Raw genomic sequence first — 17321 nt, 5'->3', positions numbered from 1 at the left:
AAGTGAAGCACCTACGGTGTTCGTTCCTCAGTCCTTTGCTCTGTCATTCTTCTCCAGCAACGATAGACATTGGTTTAAGCGATTATCCGGGCTTCAAAAGCCTCCGGGCTGATCATCTCTGCCGCCGCTGCTTGTTGTAGTCGATTTCCTTCGGTGGTTCATCACCCGCTAACGGCTGCGCCTTTTGATCTGATACATATGGCTGTCAGCACGGCTCAGCAGGGTATCGGCGTCTTCCCCGTCGGCGGGGTAGCAGGCCACGCCGATGCTGCAGGATGGCATTTTGACCTCGCCGAATTCAGCACCTAGTGGCTCGTTCATGACCGTGAGAATCTGTTCCACCTTTTCTGTCACAGCGTGCGCTGACTTGATGTCCGTTAACAGCACCGTGAATTCATCACCGCCCATGCGGGCCACCGTGTCCGTCTCGCGTACACAGCCTTCCAATCGTCTTGCTACCGTGCAGAGCACCCGGTCACCCGCCGCATGTCCATGAATATCGTTGATGCTTTTGAAGTCGTTAATATCCAGAAATAGCAATGCCAGGTTGTTCTGATAGCGATGGGCCATGCTCAGGCCCAAGGTAAGGCGGTCATAGAAGAGCGCTCGGTTGGTCAACTTTGTCAGTGGATCATGGTGGGCGAGGTAGCGTAACTCTTCCTCGGCCTGCATAAGCGCTATGACGTTGCGCGCTACACCGACCCGCACTTCCTCTGCTTCGTACCAGCGGGCAGACCACAGGATATGCACGATACCGCCGTCTTTGCGGATATAGCGGTTGCGGTAATCAATATGGGGCTTACCGCTCATCACACGAACAATGGAGTCCCGCGTGGCCGCTAAATCGTCAGGGTGCATGTAGTTCGTGATTAGAGTGCCGATCAACTCTTGAGGAAGGTAACCGAGCAGCGACTCACAGGCATCACTCACGAAGACGATCTGGTTGTCTTTATCGACCACGAAGACGGTGTCCAGCATCAGGTGAATCAGTTTGGGGTAAAGGGCTTGCAGGTCAACGGTCATAGACAAGGGATAATCCGGTTAGCGTTCCTCGACTATAGAGCAATCGCGAAGTGGACGATAAAGAATTCTGGAAATTTTGGGGGAAAGGTCACTCCCGTAATGACAAGCGCGTATCGGCCATCGCCAGGGTAGGCTTTGCCCTCCCGGGGCGAGTGCCAACGGACGACATTCAGGGGTTGAAGCTTTAGTTACTAGAGGTTTTATAGTACCGGGAATGAAAAAACTTAACGAGGTTTATATATGGGACATCATCATGATCATCCCCACATTGATCCTGCCTCTGGCGACCGACGTGTCAGTATTTCCATTTGGGCAAATGGCTTATTAACCATCGCCCAGATCGTCGGCGGTATTATGGCGGGCAGCCTCTCGCTGATCGCTGATGCGCTGCATAATTTTTCTGATATGGCGGCGCTTGTTATTGCCTTTGCTGCGCGCAAGATCGCAAGACGGCCCGCCGATGCGCAAATGACCTTCGGCTATGGCCGAATAGAGATAGTGGCAGCACTGATTAACTACACTACGCTCATTCTCGTTGGCCTCTATCTGATTTACGAAGGCGCCATGCGCATGATTGAACCGCCAGAGATCCAGGGTTGGTTGGTCGTTATCATCGGTGGCGTCGCTCTTGTTGTCGATGCCCTCACCGCCATGCTTACTTGGTCAATGCAAAAAGGTAGCGTCAATATTCGCGCCCTTTTTCTGCATAACCTGTCTGATGCGTTCGCCTCCATCGCTGTGATTATCGGCGGTTCATTAATTCTGCTCTACGACATGCGCTGGGTAGACCCTGCGATTACGATAGGTATTGCGCTGTATATCCTTTACCTCGCCTTTTCGGAGATTGGGGGGCCTATCCGCACACTGATGCTGGGCTCTCCCCCAGATATTAACGGTCAACTCGTCATTGAAGCCGTGCGTGGTGTCGAAAGTGTCCACGATATTCATCATGTGCACCTATGGCAGATGCAGGAAAACATGGCCGCCCTTGACTGCCACGTGGTCATTACGGAAGCAGGCTGGCAGCAGCTTGAGGCAATTAAGACAGAGATCAAAGAGCAGTTAAAAACGCGCTTCAACATTGTCCATTCCAGCTTAGAGTTTGAGCATATTGATCACGCACATCAGGATGCCAACCTCTATGGGCATGAGTAATACACGCTCACGCTGGTATACATAGGCAGTCATTTAGCTTGGTTTGTGCAATCAAATCTTGGCCTAATTTGCCAAATAATCACTGAAATCGAGAGAGAAAAATGTTCAAAAAAGCGACTTTAATGCTTGCGGGTACGTTGATGCTGACAGCTGCCATCGTGGTGGTATTGAAACCTGCACTATTGGACATGCAAGCTGAGGCGGCGAGTGAGGATGCTGGACAGGCCGAGAGCTCCTTGGTGCGTTCACACTCACCGATCCTGGGGCCGCAAGAGGCACCTATAACCATTGTGGAATTTTTCGACCCGGCCTGCGAAGCCTGCCGTGCTTTCTATCCTCTCACCAAAAGTATTCTGGAAACCTATCCTGAGCAAGTGCAGCTAATCGTGCGCTACACACCTTTCCACGGTGAGGTTTCTGATACGGCCATACGCGTGCTGGAAGTCGCTCGACACCAGGACGTATTCGAACCGGTACTCGAAGCTCTGCTCTCTCGTCAGGATCAATGGGCATCTCATGGCCGTTTCGATGAATCAGCTATCTTGGAGATTGCCAGCCAAGCCGGTCTTGACCGAGCTGCCGCTGAGGAGCAACTCAACTCAGCTGAGGTGCAAGCGGTGATTGACCAAGACATGGCAGACGTCAAAACGAATCAGATTCGCCAGACGCCAACCTTTTTTGTCAACGGTGAGCTGCTAGAACCCTTTGGTATGCAGGAGCTGATTGATGTCGTAAAGAGTGAAATCGAGGAGATATCTGAAGAAGCAAAAGCCCAATGAATCAGCGCTGGTTGCTGATAGGGCTTATGAGTTTAAGCCCCGCGCTGGTCGAGGGCGGTTGGCGAGAGCACCTATTTTTGGGGTAAACGCGGCCAAATTGACTGCCCAATCGGCGTTGTATTCGCCACAAGACAATAAGGCAAATCATTCAACTTTCATTTTACTGACATCGCCTCGTCACTTAATACCCGCAATCTGCTTAATGTTGGATCGTCTTCCTCCTTACGAAACAACGTCGAAAGAACGATCGAACGGCTTCAGCTTTGGCGTCATAGGCGCATCATTCGAACGACATCTCTCTGGATTAAGGAGCAGTAAAATGGCCGATACTCCCTCAGTAGATAATGCGGGTGGCGGTGCTGATTCCGCAATCGCCGACATGAAAGCAGTGTTCGATCAGGCGATCGAGAAGTCCGCAGAAATCACCAAAGTCACGACAGAGAAGAAAACCGAGCTCGACGCTACCAAGCAGCGTCCGCAAAACTGATGCTCGGAAGTCGCGGGCGGCGTCAGTCGCTCGCGGCCTTGTTGTCGTTTCCTGTCCACGCATTCCTGGACGGTAGAGATTTCAAAACCTCGCCCGGATGAATGCCCCTGTATCGAGACATTCGACGGAAGAGCCCCTCCAAGCTTCGTACGACACGGCGAGTTAAGTATATGACTTTATTCACCTCAGCTTCAGCGTCGGTACGCGAAGCCGTTACGACGCTCAAGGTTATCGCAGGCTTGCATCGTGGTGCCTCCATTACGCTCACTGAGCCGGTCTGCTGTATCGGTAGCGACGATTCTACTGATGTCATGCTCGGCGATCCGGGCACTGCGCCACACCATATTGTGTTGAGATTCTATGGTCGTTATATCGCTATCGAGGCGCTTGGTGGCGACATCACCATTAATGGTCGTAGTGTCAGCCAGGGCACTGGTTTGCGCTGTGAATTGCCAGCGAAGCTCCATTTCAACGACGTGGCACTCGAGCTTTCACGCCCCCCAGCGCCTGCCATATTCCCTGGGCTGCCGACAGTTCCTGTGCGTTGGCGTAAGTGGCTAAATCGCAGTGCCACGCTTGCCGCACTAGTCGTAACGCTGGGAGTACTGGCTTTCTATGAGTTCATCGATGTCAATCAAGCCGACGCCAACATTGGCTATCATCCAGTCACGGCAATGCTCGATGAGCAGCACATGATGGACACTGCTCAGAGTACTCCCCCAGTGATGGATGAGGTTCGCCCGAGCCCGGTTCAAGCACTGCGTGAGCGCCTGGCGGAAGCCGGGCTTGCATCGCTGGAGGTTGCCGACAGTGGCGACTATATCAGCGTCTCCGGTCACTACGACCCCGACCAGGTGGGCGCTTGGAATGCCACACAGCGTTGGTTCGACCAACATTACGGCAGCCATAATGTATTGCTGAATGAAGTCAAACAGCGCGAGGCCCCGGTTCGACCCGACCTGCAGTTGCAGGCCGTATGGTTAGGCAAGAACCCGTACGTGATCGACGCTCGTGGACAGCGCCTCTATCCAGGCGCGTCGCTGTCGTCTGGCTGGGTTATTTCCGCTATCGAAACGGATCGAGTGCTGTTGAGCCGTGGCGATGACCAGTTCGCCCTGACACTATAATCCGGCGTATATCGCTATGAAGATCACTGATCGTCTTGTTCCAAGGGATCGTTATCACGTCGCTGGCATTGATCCCGTCAAGCCTAGCGTCGTTGAGAAACCGCCGCAGCAGGACGATACGTTCACACACGCTGCCAGCGAAGCCCGGCAACGTGGCTCAAACCGCCCGGCGTGGACTGAGCGCCTCGAAGCACTCGCACGCCCGGAGGCCATTGATCCTGCCAGCTACGCTAACCTTCGCAGCATCGAGCTGCTCCAACACGTAGCTGACAACGTTCTACCTTCGCTGGACGCCGATGATGAGATCATGGCGTTGGCGAAGGAGGTGATCGGTGAAGAGATTGATTGGCGCCAGGCATGGGAAGGGCGGATGAGTGAAGCAAGCGCGCTGCCGCTGGACAACATCGCCGATCAGGAGAGCGTGCCATGAGCGATACCGCTGATCGCGATGCCGTCGACCTACTGCATTTGATGGGACACCTCTATCTCAAAAGTGGTCAGGTACAGCGCGGGTTGATATTGCTGCTTATCGCGACACGCATGGCACCGAATCACACCGGCGTGCTGCAGGCGCTGTGCCAGGGGTTCCTTGCCAGCGGCAACGGTCAGCGTGCGCTCAATGTGCTCGACCGGCTCGAGGCCGCCGGTGAACAGGATGACGCCATGCAACTCTTGCGTAGCCGCGCCCACTGGATTAACGGCGAACGTGATACCGCTCGTCGCCTATGGCGAGAGTATCTCGAGCGGCGGCGTCACCCGGAATCCCGGCAGGGAGAGCCCGTTACATGAATAAGCTCCTCGGCCGTCTCAATACCCTGGCTCGTCAGGCGTCCCAGCGCAGTGACGTGATCATCGCCGTTTTCATGGTGCTTGCAGTAGTGATGATGATCATCCCGCTGCCGACGGCAATGGTCGACACCCTGATTGGTATCAATATCGGTTTCAGCCTTCTGATTCTAGTGGTGGCGTTCTATATCTCGCATCCGGTGGAATTCTCCTCGCTGCCGCCGATCATTCTGCTTGCCACACTGTTCCGGTTGGCGCTGTCGATCTCTACTACCCGACTGATTCTACTAGAGGGTGACGCCGGCCAGATCGTTTCCGCCTTTGGCAATTTCGTTATCGCCGGCGAAGTGGTCATCGGCATGGTGGTCTTCCTGATCATTACGGTGGCCCAGTTTCTGGTGATTACCAAGGGCTCGGAGCGCGTAGCGGAAGTGGCGGCGCGTTTTACTCTTGATGCCATGCCCGGCAAGCAGATGAGCATCGACAACGACATGAGAAACGGCGACATCGAACCCGCTGAAGCCCGTCGCAGACGCTCGCTGCTGGAGAGCGAGAGCCAGCTCTACGGTGCCATGGATGGGGCGATGAAGTTTGTTAAGGGCGATGCCATTGCTGGTTTGGTGATTCTGTTCGTCAATCTTATCGGTGGGCTGTCGATCGGCATGCTCAAGCACGACATGCCCTTCGGCACGGCGGTGGAAACCTATTCGCTGTTGACCGTCGGCGACGGCCTGATCGCACTGATCCCTGCATTACTGATTTCGGTTGGCGCGGGTACCGTGGTGACCCGCGTTAGCTCCGATAACGCCAGCGATTTGGGCAGTGAGATTGTCGGCCAGCTTGGCAGCAACGCCAAGGCACTTGGTTTGACGTCGGCGGTGCTGTTCTGCGCGGCCTTCGTGCCGGGCTTCCCATCGACCGTCTTTCTGACGTTGTCAGCACTGCTGGGCTTAGCTGCCTTTTTCCTGCATCGCCGTCGCCAGACGGCCGATGCCGAGACGGAGCAAGCAGCGCAGTCCGAAGTCATCTCAGCGCCCCCAGCCGCGGAGATCAACGCCGTGAATGAGGCGATGAACGAAGCACCACCGCCCAATGCCGCCGACGATCCACGCCAGTACCGCGTGATGCTCTGCCTGGCTGCAGGGCTTGTCGATAAGTTATCACTCGACTTACTACGTGAAAGCGTTCAGGCCACCCGCGAAGGTGTTGAACGCGATCTGGGAATTGCCATTCCTCAGGTCGGACTACGCCTGGAACCCGCCCTCAGCGACCAGCGCTTCGCCATTGAGCTGGATGAAGTGCCGGTGCTCAACGGTGAACTACCAGACTCTTCAGTACTGCTCGACGACGATGCCGATGTTTTGGAATTGCTTGAGTTGACCGCCTTCACGCAACCAGCGCTCGTTGGCCGCGGCAGTTGGCAATGGCTTCCTGATGAGGCGACTTCAGCGCTGACGGAAGCCGGGATTCGCTATCGCACGCTGGATCAGGTGCTGGAGCGCTGTCTTGAGCGCACGCTAACGCGTTACGCCGGGGAGTTCGTGGGGATTCAAGAGGCGCGTGCCCTGCTTTACAAGATGGAAACACACTATGCCGAGCTGGTGACCGAGGCCGTTCGGGTGGTATCGCTACAGAAAATCGCCGAGATTTTACGTCGCTTGGTCAGTGAGGGCGTTCCGGTTCGAGCCATGCGCACTATTCTTGAAGCCATAGTGGCCTGGGGGCCGCAAGAGTCGAGCAGCGCTCGGCTGAGCGACCGCATACGCCTTGCCATGGCGCGGCAGATCAGTCACCGCCATGCCCGCAGCGATCGGGTTCTGCCTGCCTGGATCGCGACCCGACCGTTGGAAGAGGCCCTGCGTACCGCCCAGCGAAATAGTGAGAACCAGCCCGTCCGTAGCGGCATGCCGGCACCGCTTTCGCGGGCCTTGAACGGCTGGTTCCAGCAGCAACTTGAGGCGCTCGATAGCGACCTTCAGCCAGTGGTAGTAGCGGCAAGCGACGTGCGTGCCGCGCTGCAGCAGTGGCTAAAACAGCACGATATCGATCTTCCGGTCATGGCCTGGCAGGAGATCGCACCGGAATTCAGCCTGCAAGCAATTGCTCAGATACGCCTGCCCAAACCGGTTCCACGCCGGGAAACGGAAACAACCGCCAAGTTGTAACACGCTTGCGAAACAATGGCGCCGTGCGTCGATGATTCAGCACCCATGCAAATCGCTACAACAGGGATGAAGAACAACCGTGATCAGCATAAAACCCGCCGATAGAAACCCTCCCCAGGCTGTCCGGAATTCGACGCTTTGGGTATGGGCGTTACTGCTGTGGTTCGCGGTAATTACTGCCAGCGCTGATGTTTCCGTGGACGCTTCCGGAGGTGCGATGACGCTGGAGACCGGGCAGGGGCGTATCCTGCGCTTCGACCAGGACGTTGCGTCGGTGTTCGTCGCTAACCCTGAAGTTGCCGATGTGCAGGTGGTTTCTTCCGGCGTCATCTATCTCTTCGGCAAACAGGCCGGCGACACCAACCTTATCGCGCTGGGGGCCGACGAGCAGAGCCAAGCCTCGTTGCGGCTGCAGATTCGCGACGATAGTGCGTTGGCTTCTCAGGCGCTACGGGATATCGACGGTGACAGCCAGATCCACTTGCGTATGGCGGGCAACCAACTGGTGGCCGAGGGCAGCAGCCCCACGGTCGAGAGCGCCATGGCCACGCAATCGACCCTTGATGCCCAGGCGCCGGCCGGCGGTAGCATCAATCGCTCGACTTACGACGGCGCCACTCAGATCAACATTCGGGTGCGCTTCGCCGAAGTCGCCCGGGATGAACTGCTCAGCTATGGAGTCAGTTGGAATACGCTGATCAACAACGGCTCGTTCTCTTTCGGTGTGCTCACCAGCAATATCGCCCCCAATCCTATCGGTGGGGGTACCGATAGCATCGACGGTTTACTCCAGGCGCTACAGCAGAACAATCTGCTGCAGATCCTCGCCGAACCCAACATCACCACCGTCTCAGGGCAGACGGCGAGCTTCCTTGCTGGCGGCGAGATTCCTATACCGGTACCGGTTAACAGCGAACTGGTGGGTATCGAGTACAAACAGTTCGGTGTCTCGCTGCTGAGCACGCCAACGCTACTGCCTAACGGCCGCATCTCGATGGAAGTCCGCCCCGAAGTCAGCAGCATTGCCAGCGATAGTGTCCGTATTGGTGGCTATGACGTTCCGTCGCTTCAAGTTCGGCGCGCCGATACCGTAGTCGAGGTGGGTAGCGGGCAGACCTTTGCTATCGCCGGCCTGTTTCAACGCCAGGCGAGCAACCAGATCGAACGAATCCCGCTCCTCGGTGATATGCCGATTCTGGGCAATCTATTTCGATCACGACGTTTTCAGCGTAACGAGACCGAGCTGGTCATCCTGATCACCCCCTATCTGGTGGCGCCATCCTCCGCGCCGGTACCCAGAATGCCGCTGGATCGGGCACAGGTCAGCCGTAATCCCCAACTCGAAGATGACCCATTCGGATTCTATCTGCAATGAGTAGAGGCAACGTTTGCATGTCGCAGCTATTTACCTATTGGACGCGTACGGCTTCACGCCTTGGGCTCTGTTTGGTGGCGTTGCTGCTGGCCGGCTGCCAGTCCTCGATGGGGCCGATGGGCTGGGATACCGGGTACCGTCAAGTGACGACTGCCGCGGCGACTAACGCCCCCCATGAAGCAACGATCATGCCGCGTCTCTGCCAGGCTGGGCCTGACGATGCAGAGCGAGTCGGGCTGCCACCCGGCTGCGCCAACGACTTCAATCTGCAGCAGATGATCGTTGAGCCACAAGATTTGGTAAGGGGAAGAGCAATGGGGCCCGCCATGGGGGCGCCGGTAGCAGATGCCGCGAATGAGTATCTAAACGGCCGCGAACGTGCCAACCAGCGTCGTTCGCTATTGGAGCAGGAAGCGCGCAATGCCATGGGCACCAACGCCACTACCAGTGATCTGTGACGGTATTAGTTAGAGGCTGATGCCAACCCGAGTGCCCGGGCGCGAGCGGCGGCATCGGGCAGCGTTGCTATGTGCTCGGCACTGGCTATCAGGGAAAGGCGGTTGGCCGCTGATAGGTCGGGGATATCGACTTGCTGTGCCTCATCGCTACGCCCGGCCAGTACCAGCACAAGAATCAGGTTGCGGAAATGGCGTTCCTCTGCCAGCGGGGAGCCCGTAATGCGCTGCATGTTCGCGATGGCCTGGGTATTTTCGCCGGCTAACGCTTCGGCTAGCGCCAGGTTGGCCTGAGCGTCGAGATCACGCGGCTCGAGCGCTACGGCGTTAGCAAACGCACTGGCCGCTCGGGCGGGCTGACCGGCCAGCGCTTGGGCGGCGCCAAGACGGCTCCAGGCTGCCACGCTGTCCAATTCGGGCGCCGCCAGGGAAAGGTTGCGCAGGGCGCTTTCCGGTTGACCTAGGCGCAGTTGGGCCGTTCCGAGGCCGAGTAATGCTGGCGCGAAGTGGATGTCTTCGGCAAGCGCGGCACGAAACGCCTCAGCGGCTGCCTGGGGCTCGCCACTGGCAAGCAGTGCATTGCCCAGGCGAACCTGAATATCTGCGGAGGGGCCGTTCTGCTCCAGGGCGCGCTCGTACATCGCGGCGGCGGTCGCATGGTCGCCTTGCTGATCGACATCTTTGGCCAAGTTTAGCAGGCGACCTTCATCGATCTCGACAGGCGTCGCAGCGCAGGCTGACAGTAGCAGGCTCAGTATCAGGCTTGGCCCGGCGACGAGTGCAGGCCGGCTCATGCTGGGCAAAAACGTACAAAATTCCTTCATCCGTGACTCAGTCCAGAGGGTTAGGAAATGAAAATCAGTGTACCGGAGAAACCAGGCTTGGGGCAGCAGGGATATGGATGAAGCGTGATGCGTGTTTACCCCAGAAGGGCAAAAACTCAAAAAGACAGATTGCCGGTCACTCAACTGTCATCGGGGGGTGGGTAGGATGATGGCAGATAGGTGGAAGCACCCCTGGCTGGGCCATCTTGTGATGCTGGTGCTCGGTTGTTGTTTGCCAGACAGCCCCACGCTGGCCGCCGAGGCGCCTTGGGCGGATCGTGAATATCGCTACATTGTGATTGAGCAAAGCGTGCGTGATGTGTTGCAGGAGTTTGGTCGCAACCTGTCCCTGCCCGTTGAGGTCAGCGACGCGGTGGATGGCGAGGTGCGTGGTGATATCCGCGCCAGCACCGCTGGCGAGTTCCTCGAACAGGTCTGCGAATCCAATGGCCTGGGATGGTTTTACGATGGCTACGTACTGCATGTCGCCGCCCGACAGGAGCTGAGCCGCCGGAGGTTTGAACTCACGGATGTCGATGTACCACGCCTGCGCGCGGAGATTACCCAGGCACAGGTCGGCAAGCCGTTGAGCGCAATGATTAATGCAGAGCACGACAGTCTTGAAGTGATGGGGCCACCCGCCTGGATAGCGGACATAGCCCAACGGGTCGACGCGTTGCGCCAGCCGAGTGCGCCGTCGATCCCCGCTGAAGTTGAGGTCTTTCGAGGCAGTGTGGCCCAGCCGCCTGGCTCGTGAGTGAGCAAGCGATGAAACCCACAGGAGGCAGTCCATGGCTATCGATCCCGTCAGCAGTAGTAACCCGGCAACAGAGTCACTCCCCGATTCCCAGGCTTTCGACGACGCCGTCGATAACGCGAAGCTGCAGGAAACAATGGTAGAGGGAATGGTCAAGGTCGGCGGGCAGATGATTCTGATGCCGATGATGAACAATATTCTCAAGGAAGCACAGTCCGACGAGTAATGACGAGGGCGCGACCCCAACCGCGGTGTTCGCGCCTTTCTCATTCTATGCGGCGGGCTCTGTTCTGTAAGGAGCTATTGCGACGAGGTGAATGATGACTCCCGCGACACCACCGGGCAGCGGTGCGCTAACTCCGACACCCATGCCAGAGGTTAGCGCCGATACGTTGGCATCACAGAATATTTTCGAACATATGACACAGCAAGCCGGTTCATCTTTATCGGGGGCCAGCCCCAGTGAGCTGGGGTCAAGTCTGCTCAACAACCTTGATGGCTTTATTGACCGAGTCAATAACTTCGCTCAGCAGGCTAAGACTCCCGATGTGCAAACACCTGATCGTTTAGCTCAGGTGATGCCCCAGAGCGTGCCCGACGCTGGCGACACGCCACCCGCCTTGGGGGATGACAAGCTGGCGCAAGTCGTCGAATCGCTGGGGCGTGTTTTTGATCACTCCATCGAAACCACCATGATCGTTCGCGGCGCCACTCAGGTTTCGGGGTCGGCGAATACCTTGCTAAAAGGCCAATGACACTTGCACTTTAATAAACAATTCGACGGCAAGCAGCAAGTGTCACAACGCAGGTGGCGTAACGCCCTGCGGGGCATGGTGTTTCTGGTAATGGCGCTGCTGCTTCAGGCCTGCGACACCGATCTCTACACTAACCTCGACGAGCGCGAGGCGAATATCATCGTGGCAACGCTGGCCCGCAACGGCATACCTGCCGCACGTCAGGCACAGGACGAAGGTCAAATGACCGTCACTGTCAGTGAGGAGCGCTTCGCCGAGGCGGTAGAGATACTCGATCGTGCCGGGCTGCCGGAACAGAAATTCGCCAATATGGGCGATATTTTCCAGGGTAACGGGCTGGTGTCGTCTCCCGTGCAGGAACGCGCTCAGATGATCTTTGCGTTGAGCCAGGAGCTCTCGCACACCGTGTCGCAGATCGACGGCGTACTCTCGGCGCGGGTTCATGTTGTGCTGCCGGACAATGATTTGCTGCAGCAGAACAGTACGCCGTCTTCGGCCTCGGTCTTCGTGCGCTACATTCCATCGCTTGAGATCGCCCCACTGATTCCACAGATCAAGACGCTGGTAGCCAATGGTATTGCTGGCCTCTCCTACGAAAAGGTCTCGGTGGTGCCTGTTGTCTCTGCTATTCCCGAGGAAATGGACACGCTGCCGCAGCCGATGATGGGCTCATTTCTGGGTGTCGCGATGCCAGCGTCCAGCGTTTCCCGTATCGGCTGGATCATCGGTCTGCTGAGCGTTGCGGTGATCGGGCTTGCCGGTGCGGTGTGTTGGTTGGTCTGGCGTCAGCGTCGCCAGCGTCCCTATTCATTGACGACAGCGCCATGAATAGTGCCTCTAAACGCGCTAGCGAATCGACCGCACCGGTCTCTGGTATCGAGACGGATATCGAGCCTGCTATCGAACCACCGGTACGAGTTGCTCTCGACCACTGGGTTGACTGCCTGGACGGCATTGCCGCCGACGCGATGCTGCGCCGTTGGTGCACTCAGCCGCGCTTTCGCCAGCGCTTGCTTGCCCGCCTGCAGCGCCGTCATCAACTCACCTCTATCGCGGAACAGCCGCTAATGGATGCCGCCGACCAGGCGCTATGTCAGCTGGACAGCGATGATTTTACCGCCTGCGCCCGTGCCGCTGGAGTGATCATTCACGCCAATGCCTTTGTGCGCGAAATTCATGCGCCGCGAGTTGCGGCACTCAAACAGTGTTTCGGCGCTGAGCTCTATTCCCTGGCGCTTACCCATCGTGACCACGCCAGTACCGAAGCCTGCGCTGAGGATGATCTCGACGCGCTGGAGGCCGCTGTCGAGCACGATGGTCGACGCTGCTTGGAGCGATGGTGGCAAGCGCAAACGGTGGCGTTGCGTGCCTGGCTACGGCTGGGGTGGGCTGGCCAGTTTGAGGAGCCTGAAACGATCGCAGCAGATACCGCAGCTGTTGATATTGCCCGCTTGGCCGCTACACACGGCCTCTTCCAAGCCGACGATAAAGAGCGAGCAGGGATATGAATTCACTGCCACCACGCCCCGGGAAGATCATCCTGCGCGCAGAGGAGGCCAACGCTTGGGTCGATGGCTACGCTTTTCTCGAGCGGGCGCGTCAGCGAGCCGATGATAAAGAGGCCTTCATTCGTCGCGCCCGCGAAGAGGGCCATGCCGAAGGCTTTGAAGCCGGTCGCCGCGATGGTGAAGCCCGCGCCGCTGAGCTGCTGGCCAGCACCCAGCGTGACGTCAAACGTTATCTCGACGGGCTCGGCCCCGAGCTGGCCGAACTGTCGCTGACTCTGATACGGCGTATTCTCGGCGAGTTCGACGATGTAGAACTCATCACTCGCTGCGTACGCCATGCCCTGAGCGAGTGGCGCCATGAACACCTTATCCGTATTCGTGTTGCACCGCCGCTAGAGGCGCGAGTCGCCGAGTCTCTCGCCGCGTATTCGCCTGCGACGGCCGACTATCAGGTCGAGGCCGACGCTCAATTGGCGCCAGGTCAGTGTTTGCTGGTGAGCCCCATCGCGGTTATGGACATCGGCCTGGAAGCGCAGCTCGAGGCACTGCGGCGTGCCTTGCGGGATGATTGGGAGGGTGCATGAGCGCGAATGCGTTCGGGGATCTGCTGCCGCGGCTCGGCGAACGTTTTGCCCTAGCCCAAACTCGCCCCGTCAATGGCCGGGTACGCCGCATTCGCGGTTTGTTGGTTTACGCTAGCCTCGAAGGTGCTGGCATTGGCGAGCTTTGCTACCTGCGCGATCCCGTCAGCGGTCGCCGTGTCGCCGCGGAGGTGATCGGCTTCGAAGAGGAGAACGTCGTGCTCTCGCCGATTGGCGAGCTCCAGGGACTGTCGACCCGCAGTGAAGTAATTGCCACTGGCAGTGCCCAGGGTGTGGCCGTGGGTGATGCCCTGCTCGGTCGCGTCATCAGTCCGCTCGGCGACTGGCTTGATGGTCGCGCTGCACCAGCGCCCGGCTCACTGCGCCATTACCCCGTCCATGCCGAGCCCCCCGCGCCGCTGTCCCGCCAGTTGATTGAGCAGCCGCTGGCACTCGGGGTACGTGCTATCGATGGTCTCAATACCGTTGCCCGCGGCCAGCGCGTCGGACTGTTTGGCGAAGCCGGCGTCGGTAAGTCATCACTACTTTCGGCCATCGTCCGTGGCAGTAGTGCAGAGATCGTGGTACTAGGGCTGGTGGGCGAGCGCGGTCGGGAAGTCCGCGAGTTGCTTGATGTGCAGCTGGGTGCCGACGCGCGCCAGCGCACGGTATGCGTCGTGTCCACGTCTGATCGACCGGCGATCGAGCGCGCCCGTGCTGCCATGGTGGCGACCAGCGTGGCGGAGTATTTCCGTGATCAGGGGCGCGATGTGCTGTTGTTGGTCGACAGTCTTACCCGCTTCGCCCGCGCCCAACGCGAGATCGGACTGGCTGCCGGTGAACCGCCGACGCGTCGTGGTTACCCGCCTTCACTGTTTGCGGCGCTGCCCCGTTTACTCGAACGCGCCGGGCCCGGTGGCGCGTCGGGAGGCACCATTACGGCAATCTATACGGTATTGACCGAGGGCGATGGCATGCTGGATCCGGTGGCCGAGGAGGCCCGGGCCATTCTTGACGGTCACATCGTTCTGAGCGCCGATCTCGCCCGCCGTGACCACTTTCCAGCCATTGATATCCTCGCCAGCCGCAGCCGCTTGATGGAAAACGTTGCCAACGCCGAGCATCGCCGTGATGCCGGCAAAATGCGTGAGTTGATGGCGCGTTATCGCGATGTCGAGCTGCTACTGCAAGTGGGCGAGTACCGGGAAGGTAGCGACGCCGCCACGGATGAGGCGATTCATAAACGTGCTGAGATCGAGGCGTTCCTACGCCAATCCCGCGATGACCACAGCGCCTTTGAAGACACCTTGAAACAGTTAAGGGAGGCCGTCCAATGACATCGCAACGTCAGCTTGACCGGCTGATGCAGCTTCGGTGCCAGCGTACGCGTCTCGCCGAGGAAGCCCTGGCAGCAGCGCAGCGCCACTGTCGGGAGTTCGAGGTTCACTGCCAGACGCTCGGGCAGGCCCTGGAGCAGCACCAATACCAAGCAGTTCAGCGCGAGCAGGCGCTGTTCGAACAGGGTGAACAACGACCGCTGAACGCCGAGGATCTGGCCGGTTGGCAGCAAACACTTGCCGACGATGCCGCCCACCAGGAGGCATTGCTTGAGCAGCAGGCAAGCAGCATCCAGACCCTGCGGGCCGCTGAGCGAGAGCGCGAATACCGCGCTACGGAATGGGCGTACCGGTTACGCGCCCAGCGTGCGCTGGAGCAACTCCAGACTTGTCAGGGGCAGGCGCGGGCGGTCAAGGCCGAGCATCTGGCCGAACTGGAGATGGAAGAGAGCCGGATCGGCCGGGCAGGTGAAGTATGACTGCCTTCAGCTCAACCGTTCGCGCGGAAGTGACGCCAGTGCCGCTAACCTTGACGCACTATGATGCCGAAACGCTAACCCTGCATAACGCGCTGCATCGTTCTCGACAGCCGCTGACTTTCGGTTGGCATGGGCGTTCTGCCAGCTTGTACCTGATGCCGGAAGCGGCGGAGGTCACCGCTGACATGACCGTCGCGGTATGCCTCGGCAACGAGCAACTGGCCTTGAGCGCCAGTTGGCGCACATTCGACCATCTCAGTGAGCACCCTGATCGCAGGCGCTCTATGGAGGACGTCGATGCGGAGCTGGCCGCGATGTGGCTGGAGGCGGTGTGGTTGGCGTGGCTTGAACCGCTGGAGGCGACACTGGGTGTCGATATCCGTGTGCAGCCCGCCGACCTGCATGGTCGAACGGCAAACCCGATCCACATCACTCTGGCCTTTGAGCTCGACGGCGATGTTCATCCGCTGCGTGTGGGGCTCTCGGCCGCTACTGCCAAACACTTGCTGCCCCTGTTTGATCGCTATTTCCCCACGCAGCCCGCGATGGCGAGCAGCGTAATGGTGATGTTGAGCCTAATGGCCGGAGCCCAGACATTGACCCTGGGGGAGTGGCGCAGCCTTCGCCCAGGCGATGTGGTTATGCTCGAGTCATTCGCCACTAGCGACGATCCCAATGGCGCAACGTTGAACGTTGGCGACCGGTTTAGCGTCGGCGTCAGCTTAAGCGCCGATAGCGTGTGCCTTAAAGGCCCGCTGACCTCTCTTACCTCTTCCCAAGCGTCGAACCCACCATTCGAGAACCTCATGAGCGCCCCCCCCGTGGATAACCCAAACCTGGATGATCTGCCCGTCCGCCTGACTTGTGAAATGGGCAAACTGGAGATGTCGCTCGGCGAGCTGCGCGCGTTGGGCGAAGGCAGCGTACTGCCGATGCAGCGTCGACCTGAGCAGGCGGTTGACCTAATCGTCAACGGCCGCTGCATGGGGCATGGCCGCCTGGTGATGATCGGTGACAGCATCGGGGTGCAGATCGAGAGGCTCGCGCTCGATGAAGGACACGCCGGGGATGAGTGAATTTCAGCCCAATTTGATCGCCATCATTATCGTCGTTGCGACCATCGGCCTGGTGCCATTGGCGGTGGTGACCATGACGGGCTTTCTCAAAATTGCCGTGGTGCTGTTCTTGATCCGTAACGCGCTCGGCGTGCAGCAGACGCCGCCTAACCTGGTGCTCTATGGCATTGCCTTGATTCTAACGGTCTACATCACCACGCCGCTGGTCGGCGATATGCTTCATCAGTTCGAGCAGCGACCCGCAGGGATGGGCAGCGTCGAGGAGATCAAGCAAACCGGCGAGGCGCTGCGTGGGCCCTTGCAGGATTACCTTTCTCGCTATGCCAGCGAACGCGAACGGGCTTTTTTCATTGATGCGACGCGCACACTTTGGTCGGAGGAAGCCCGCAGCGGTCTTCAGGACGACGACTTAGTGGTGCTTATTCCTGCCTTCGTGAGCTCGGAGTTGACCCGTGCATTCGAGATCGGTTTCTTGCTCTATATCCCGTTTCTGGTGATCGACCTGATCGTCTCCAACGTGCTGATGGCAATGGGCATGATGATGGTCTCACCCACGTTAATATCAACACCACTCAAGATATTTCTGTTCGTTGCCGTGGACGGCTGGTCACGGCTAATGCACGGCTTGATTCTTAGCTATGGTGGAGGCTGA

At 58.4% G+C, this 17321-nt stretch carries 21 protein-coding genes; 19 read left to right on the top strand and 2 right to left on the bottom strand.

Going from position 1 to position 17321, the window contains the following annotated elements; genetic code table 11:
- Positions 1 to 168 precede the first annotated feature (168 nt).
- Positions 169 to 1023: a sensor domain-containing diguanylate cyclase gene (locus tag E0L35_RS15090; protein WP_138800750.1), complete on the bottom strand. Its 855-nt coding sequence runs from the start codon at positions 1021 to 1023 to the stop codon at positions 169 to 171.
- Positions 1024 to 1263: 240 nt separating this feature from the next.
- On the opposite strand from E0L35_RS15090, the gene E0L35_RS15085 reads away from it, so the two are divergent.
- The 9 genes from E0L35_RS15085 (at position 1264) to E0L35_RS15050 (ending at position 9355) form a co-directional block, all read left to right on the top strand.
- Positions 1264 to 2178 (top strand): cation diffusion facilitator family transporter, encoded by a 915-nt coding sequence (locus E0L35_RS15085; protein ID WP_009286094.1) that lies wholly within the window; start codon positions 1264 to 1266, stop codon positions 2176 to 2178.
- A 101-nt stretch (positions 2179 to 2279) separates the two neighbouring features.
- Entirely contained in the window at positions 2280 to 2957 is a 678-nt protein-coding gene (locus E0L35_RS15080; protein ID WP_138800721.1) for a thioredoxin domain-containing protein, read from the top strand.
- Between the two features lie 319 nt (positions 2958 to 3276).
- Positions 3277 to 3444: a hypothetical protein gene (locus E0L35_RS26295; RefSeq protein WP_162836275.1), complete on the top strand. Its 168-nt coding sequence runs from the start codon at positions 3277 to 3279 to the stop codon at positions 3442 to 3444.
- 170 nt (positions 3445 to 3614) lie between these two features.
- Positions 3615 to 4571: an EscD/YscD/HrpQ family type III secretion system periplasmic domain-containing protein gene (locus tag E0L35_RS15075; protein ID WP_027958387.1), complete on the top strand. Its 957-nt coding sequence runs from the start codon at positions 3615 to 3617 to the stop codon at positions 4569 to 4571.
- Between the two features lie 16 nt (positions 4572 to 4587).
- Entirely contained in the window at positions 4588 to 5001 is a 414-nt protein-coding gene (locus E0L35_RS15070; protein ID WP_027958386.1) for a hypothetical protein, read from the top strand.
- Positions 4998 to 5360 carry a hypothetical protein gene (locus E0L35_RS15065; RefSeq protein WP_051051801.1) on the top strand — a complete coding sequence of 121 codons (363 nt, stop codon included), beginning with the start codon at positions 4998 to 5000 and terminating at the stop codon, positions 5358 to 5360. Before E0L35_RS15070 ends, E0L35_RS15065 begins: the two co-directional genes overlap by 4 nt.
- Entirely contained in the window at positions 5357 to 7522 is a 2166-nt protein-coding gene (gene sctV, locus E0L35_RS15060) for a type III secretion system export apparatus subunit SctV (protein ID WP_171051160.1), read from the top strand. Before E0L35_RS15065 ends, sctV begins: the two co-directional genes overlap by 4 nt.
- Before the next feature lie 79 nt (positions 7523 to 7601).
- The gene (locus E0L35_RS15055; RefSeq protein ID WP_138800719.1) at positions 7602 to 8897 is read left to right on the top strand and encodes a type II and III secretion system protein family protein; all 1296 of its coding nucleotides are present in this window, start codon (positions 7602 to 7604) and stop codon (positions 8895 to 8897) included.
- A gap of 17 nt (positions 8898 to 8914) precedes the next feature.
- On the top strand, positions 8915 to 9355 hold the full coding sequence (locus tag E0L35_RS15050) for a hypothetical protein (RefSeq protein ID WP_051051799.1): 441 nt from the start codon (positions 8915 to 8917) through the stop codon (positions 9353 to 9355).
- A gap of 5 nt (positions 9356 to 9360) precedes the next feature.
- On the opposite strand, the gene E0L35_RS15045 is transcribed toward E0L35_RS15050, so the two are convergent.
- On the bottom strand, positions 9361 to 10176 hold the full coding sequence (locus E0L35_RS15045; protein ID WP_138800718.1) for a tetratricopeptide repeat protein: 816 nt from the start codon (positions 10174 to 10176) through the stop codon (positions 9361 to 9363).
- A 166-nt stretch (positions 10177 to 10342) separates the two neighbouring features.
- On the opposite strand from E0L35_RS15045, the gene E0L35_RS15040 reads away from it, so the two are divergent.
- The 10 genes from E0L35_RS15040 (at position 10343) to sctR (ending at position 17321) form a co-directional block, all read left to right on the top strand.
- Entirely contained in the window at positions 10343 to 10933 is a 591-nt protein-coding gene (locus E0L35_RS15040; protein WP_138800717.1) for a type III secretion protein, read from the top strand.
- A gap of 34 nt (positions 10934 to 10967) precedes the next feature.
- The gene (locus E0L35_RS15035; RefSeq protein ID WP_035537911.1) at positions 10968 to 11159 is read left to right on the top strand and encodes a hypothetical protein; all 192 of its coding nucleotides are present in this window, start codon (positions 10968 to 10970) and stop codon (positions 11157 to 11159) included.
- Positions 11160 to 11253: 94 nt separating this feature from the next.
- A complete protein-coding gene (locus E0L35_RS15030) occupies positions 11254 to 11688 on the top strand; it encodes a hypothetical protein (protein WP_212751688.1) in 435 nt (144 codons plus the stop codon).
- 3 nt (positions 11689 to 11691) lie between these two features.
- A complete protein-coding gene (gene sctJ, locus E0L35_RS15025) occupies positions 11692 to 12516 on the top strand; it encodes a type III secretion system inner membrane ring lipoprotein SctJ (protein ID WP_138800716.1) in 825 nt (274 codons plus the stop codon).
- Positions 12513 to 13196 carry a hypothetical protein gene (locus E0L35_RS15020; RefSeq protein WP_138800715.1) on the top strand — a complete coding sequence of 228 codons (684 nt, stop codon included), beginning with the start codon at positions 12513 to 12515 and terminating at the stop codon, positions 13194 to 13196. The genes sctJ and E0L35_RS15020 overlap by 4 nt, the downstream gene beginning before the upstream one ends.
- Positions 13193 to 13780 (top strand): type III secretion system stator protein SctL, encoded by a 588-nt coding sequence (sctL, locus tag E0L35_RS15015; protein ID WP_138800714.1) that lies wholly within the window; start codon positions 13193 to 13195, stop codon positions 13778 to 13780. The genes E0L35_RS15020 and sctL overlap by 4 nt, the downstream gene beginning before the upstream one ends.
- Complete coding sequence (locus E0L35_RS15010) at positions 13777 to 15114, top strand: FliI/YscN family ATPase (protein WP_138800713.1); 1338 nt, start codon at positions 13777 to 13779, stop codon at positions 15112 to 15114. The genes sctL and E0L35_RS15010 overlap by 4 nt, the downstream gene beginning before the upstream one ends.
- The gene (locus tag E0L35_RS15005; RefSeq protein ID WP_138800712.1) at positions 15111 to 15593 is read left to right on the top strand and encodes a hypothetical protein; all 483 of its coding nucleotides are present in this window, start codon (positions 15111 to 15113) and stop codon (positions 15591 to 15593) included. Before E0L35_RS15010 ends, E0L35_RS15005 begins: the two co-directional genes overlap by 4 nt.
- Positions 15590 to 16669 (top strand): type III secretion system cytoplasmic ring protein SctQ, encoded by a 1080-nt coding sequence (gene sctQ, locus E0L35_RS15000; RefSeq protein ID WP_138800711.1) that lies wholly within the window; start codon positions 15590 to 15592, stop codon positions 16667 to 16669. Before E0L35_RS15005 ends, sctQ begins: the two co-directional genes overlap by 4 nt.
- Positions 16662 to 17321 (top strand): type III secretion system export apparatus subunit SctR, encoded by a 660-nt coding sequence (sctR, locus tag E0L35_RS14995; RefSeq protein ID WP_027958374.1) that lies wholly within the window; start codon positions 16662 to 16664, stop codon positions 17319 to 17321. Before sctQ ends, sctR begins: the two co-directional genes overlap by 8 nt.

This window comes from Halomonas sp. ATBC28 (assembly GCF_005937175.1).
In the GTDB taxonomy this organism is placed as follows: domain Bacteria; phylum Pseudomonadota; class Gammaproteobacteria; order Pseudomonadales; family Halomonadaceae; genus Vreelandella; species Vreelandella titanicae.
Note: the sequence above shows the minus strand (reverse complement) of the source record. Positions and strands in the feature narration are given on the sequence as shown.

Coding starts and splice junctions, on each gene's coding strand:
- E0L35_RS15090 (WP_138800750.1), bottom strand. CDS start 1,023: ATGACCGTTGACCTGCAAGCCCTTTACCCCAAACTGATTCACCTGATG.
- E0L35_RS15085 (WP_009286094.1), top strand. CDS start 1,264: ATGGGACATCATCATGATCATCCCCACATTGATCCTGCCTCTGGCGAC.
- E0L35_RS15080 (WP_138800721.1), top strand. CDS start 2,280: ATGTTCAAAAAAGCGACTTTAATGCTTGCGGGTACGTTGATGCTGACA.
- E0L35_RS26295 (WP_162836275.1), top strand. CDS start 3,277: ATGGCCGATACTCCCTCAGTAGATAATGCGGGTGGCGGTGCTGATTCC.
- E0L35_RS15075 (WP_027958387.1), top strand. CDS start 3,615: ATGACTTTATTCACCTCAGCTTCAGCGTCGGTACGCGAAGCCGTTACG.
- E0L35_RS15070 (WP_027958386.1), top strand. CDS start 4,588: ATGAAGATCACTGATCGTCTTGTTCCAAGGGATCGTTATCACGTCGCT.
- E0L35_RS15065 (WP_051051801.1), top strand. CDS start 4,998: ATGAGCGATACCGCTGATCGCGATGCCGTCGACCTACTGCATTTGATG.
- sctV (WP_171051160.1), top strand. CDS start 5,357: ATGAATAAGCTCCTCGGCCGTCTCAATACCCTGGCTCGTCAGGCGTCC.
- E0L35_RS15050 (WP_051051799.1), top strand. CDS start 8,915: ATGTCGCAGCTATTTACCTATTGGACGCGTACGGCTTCACGCCTTGGG.
- E0L35_RS15045 (WP_138800718.1), bottom strand. CDS start 10,176: ATGAAGGAATTTTGTACGTTTTTGCCCAGCATGAGCCGGCCTGCACTC.
- E0L35_RS15040 (WP_138800717.1), top strand. CDS start 10,343: ATGATGGCAGATAGGTGGAAGCACCCCTGGCTGGGCCATCTTGTGATG.
- E0L35_RS15035 (WP_035537911.1), top strand. CDS start 10,968: ATGGCTATCGATCCCGTCAGCAGTAGTAACCCGGCAACAGAGTCACTC.
- E0L35_RS15030 (WP_212751688.1), top strand. CDS start 11,254: ATGACTCCCGCGACACCACCGGGCAGCGGTGCGCTAACTCCGACACCC.
- E0L35_RS15020 (WP_138800715.1), top strand. CDS start 12,513: ATGAATAGTGCCTCTAAACGCGCTAGCGAATCGACCGCACCGGTCTCT.
- sctL (WP_138800714.1), top strand. CDS start 13,193: ATGAATTCACTGCCACCACGCCCCGGGAAGATCATCCTGCGCGCAGAG.
- E0L35_RS15010 (WP_138800713.1), top strand. CDS start 13,777: ATGAGCGCGAATGCGTTCGGGGATCTGCTGCCGCGGCTCGGCGAACGT.
- E0L35_RS15005 (WP_138800712.1), top strand. CDS start 15,111: ATGACATCGCAACGTCAGCTTGACCGGCTGATGCAGCTTCGGTGCCAG.
- sctQ (WP_138800711.1), top strand. CDS start 15,590: ATGACTGCCTTCAGCTCAACCGTTCGCGCGGAAGTGACGCCAGTGCCG.
- sctR (WP_027958374.1), top strand. CDS start 16,662: ATGAGTGAATTTCAGCCCAATTTGATCGCCATCATTATCGTCGTTGCG.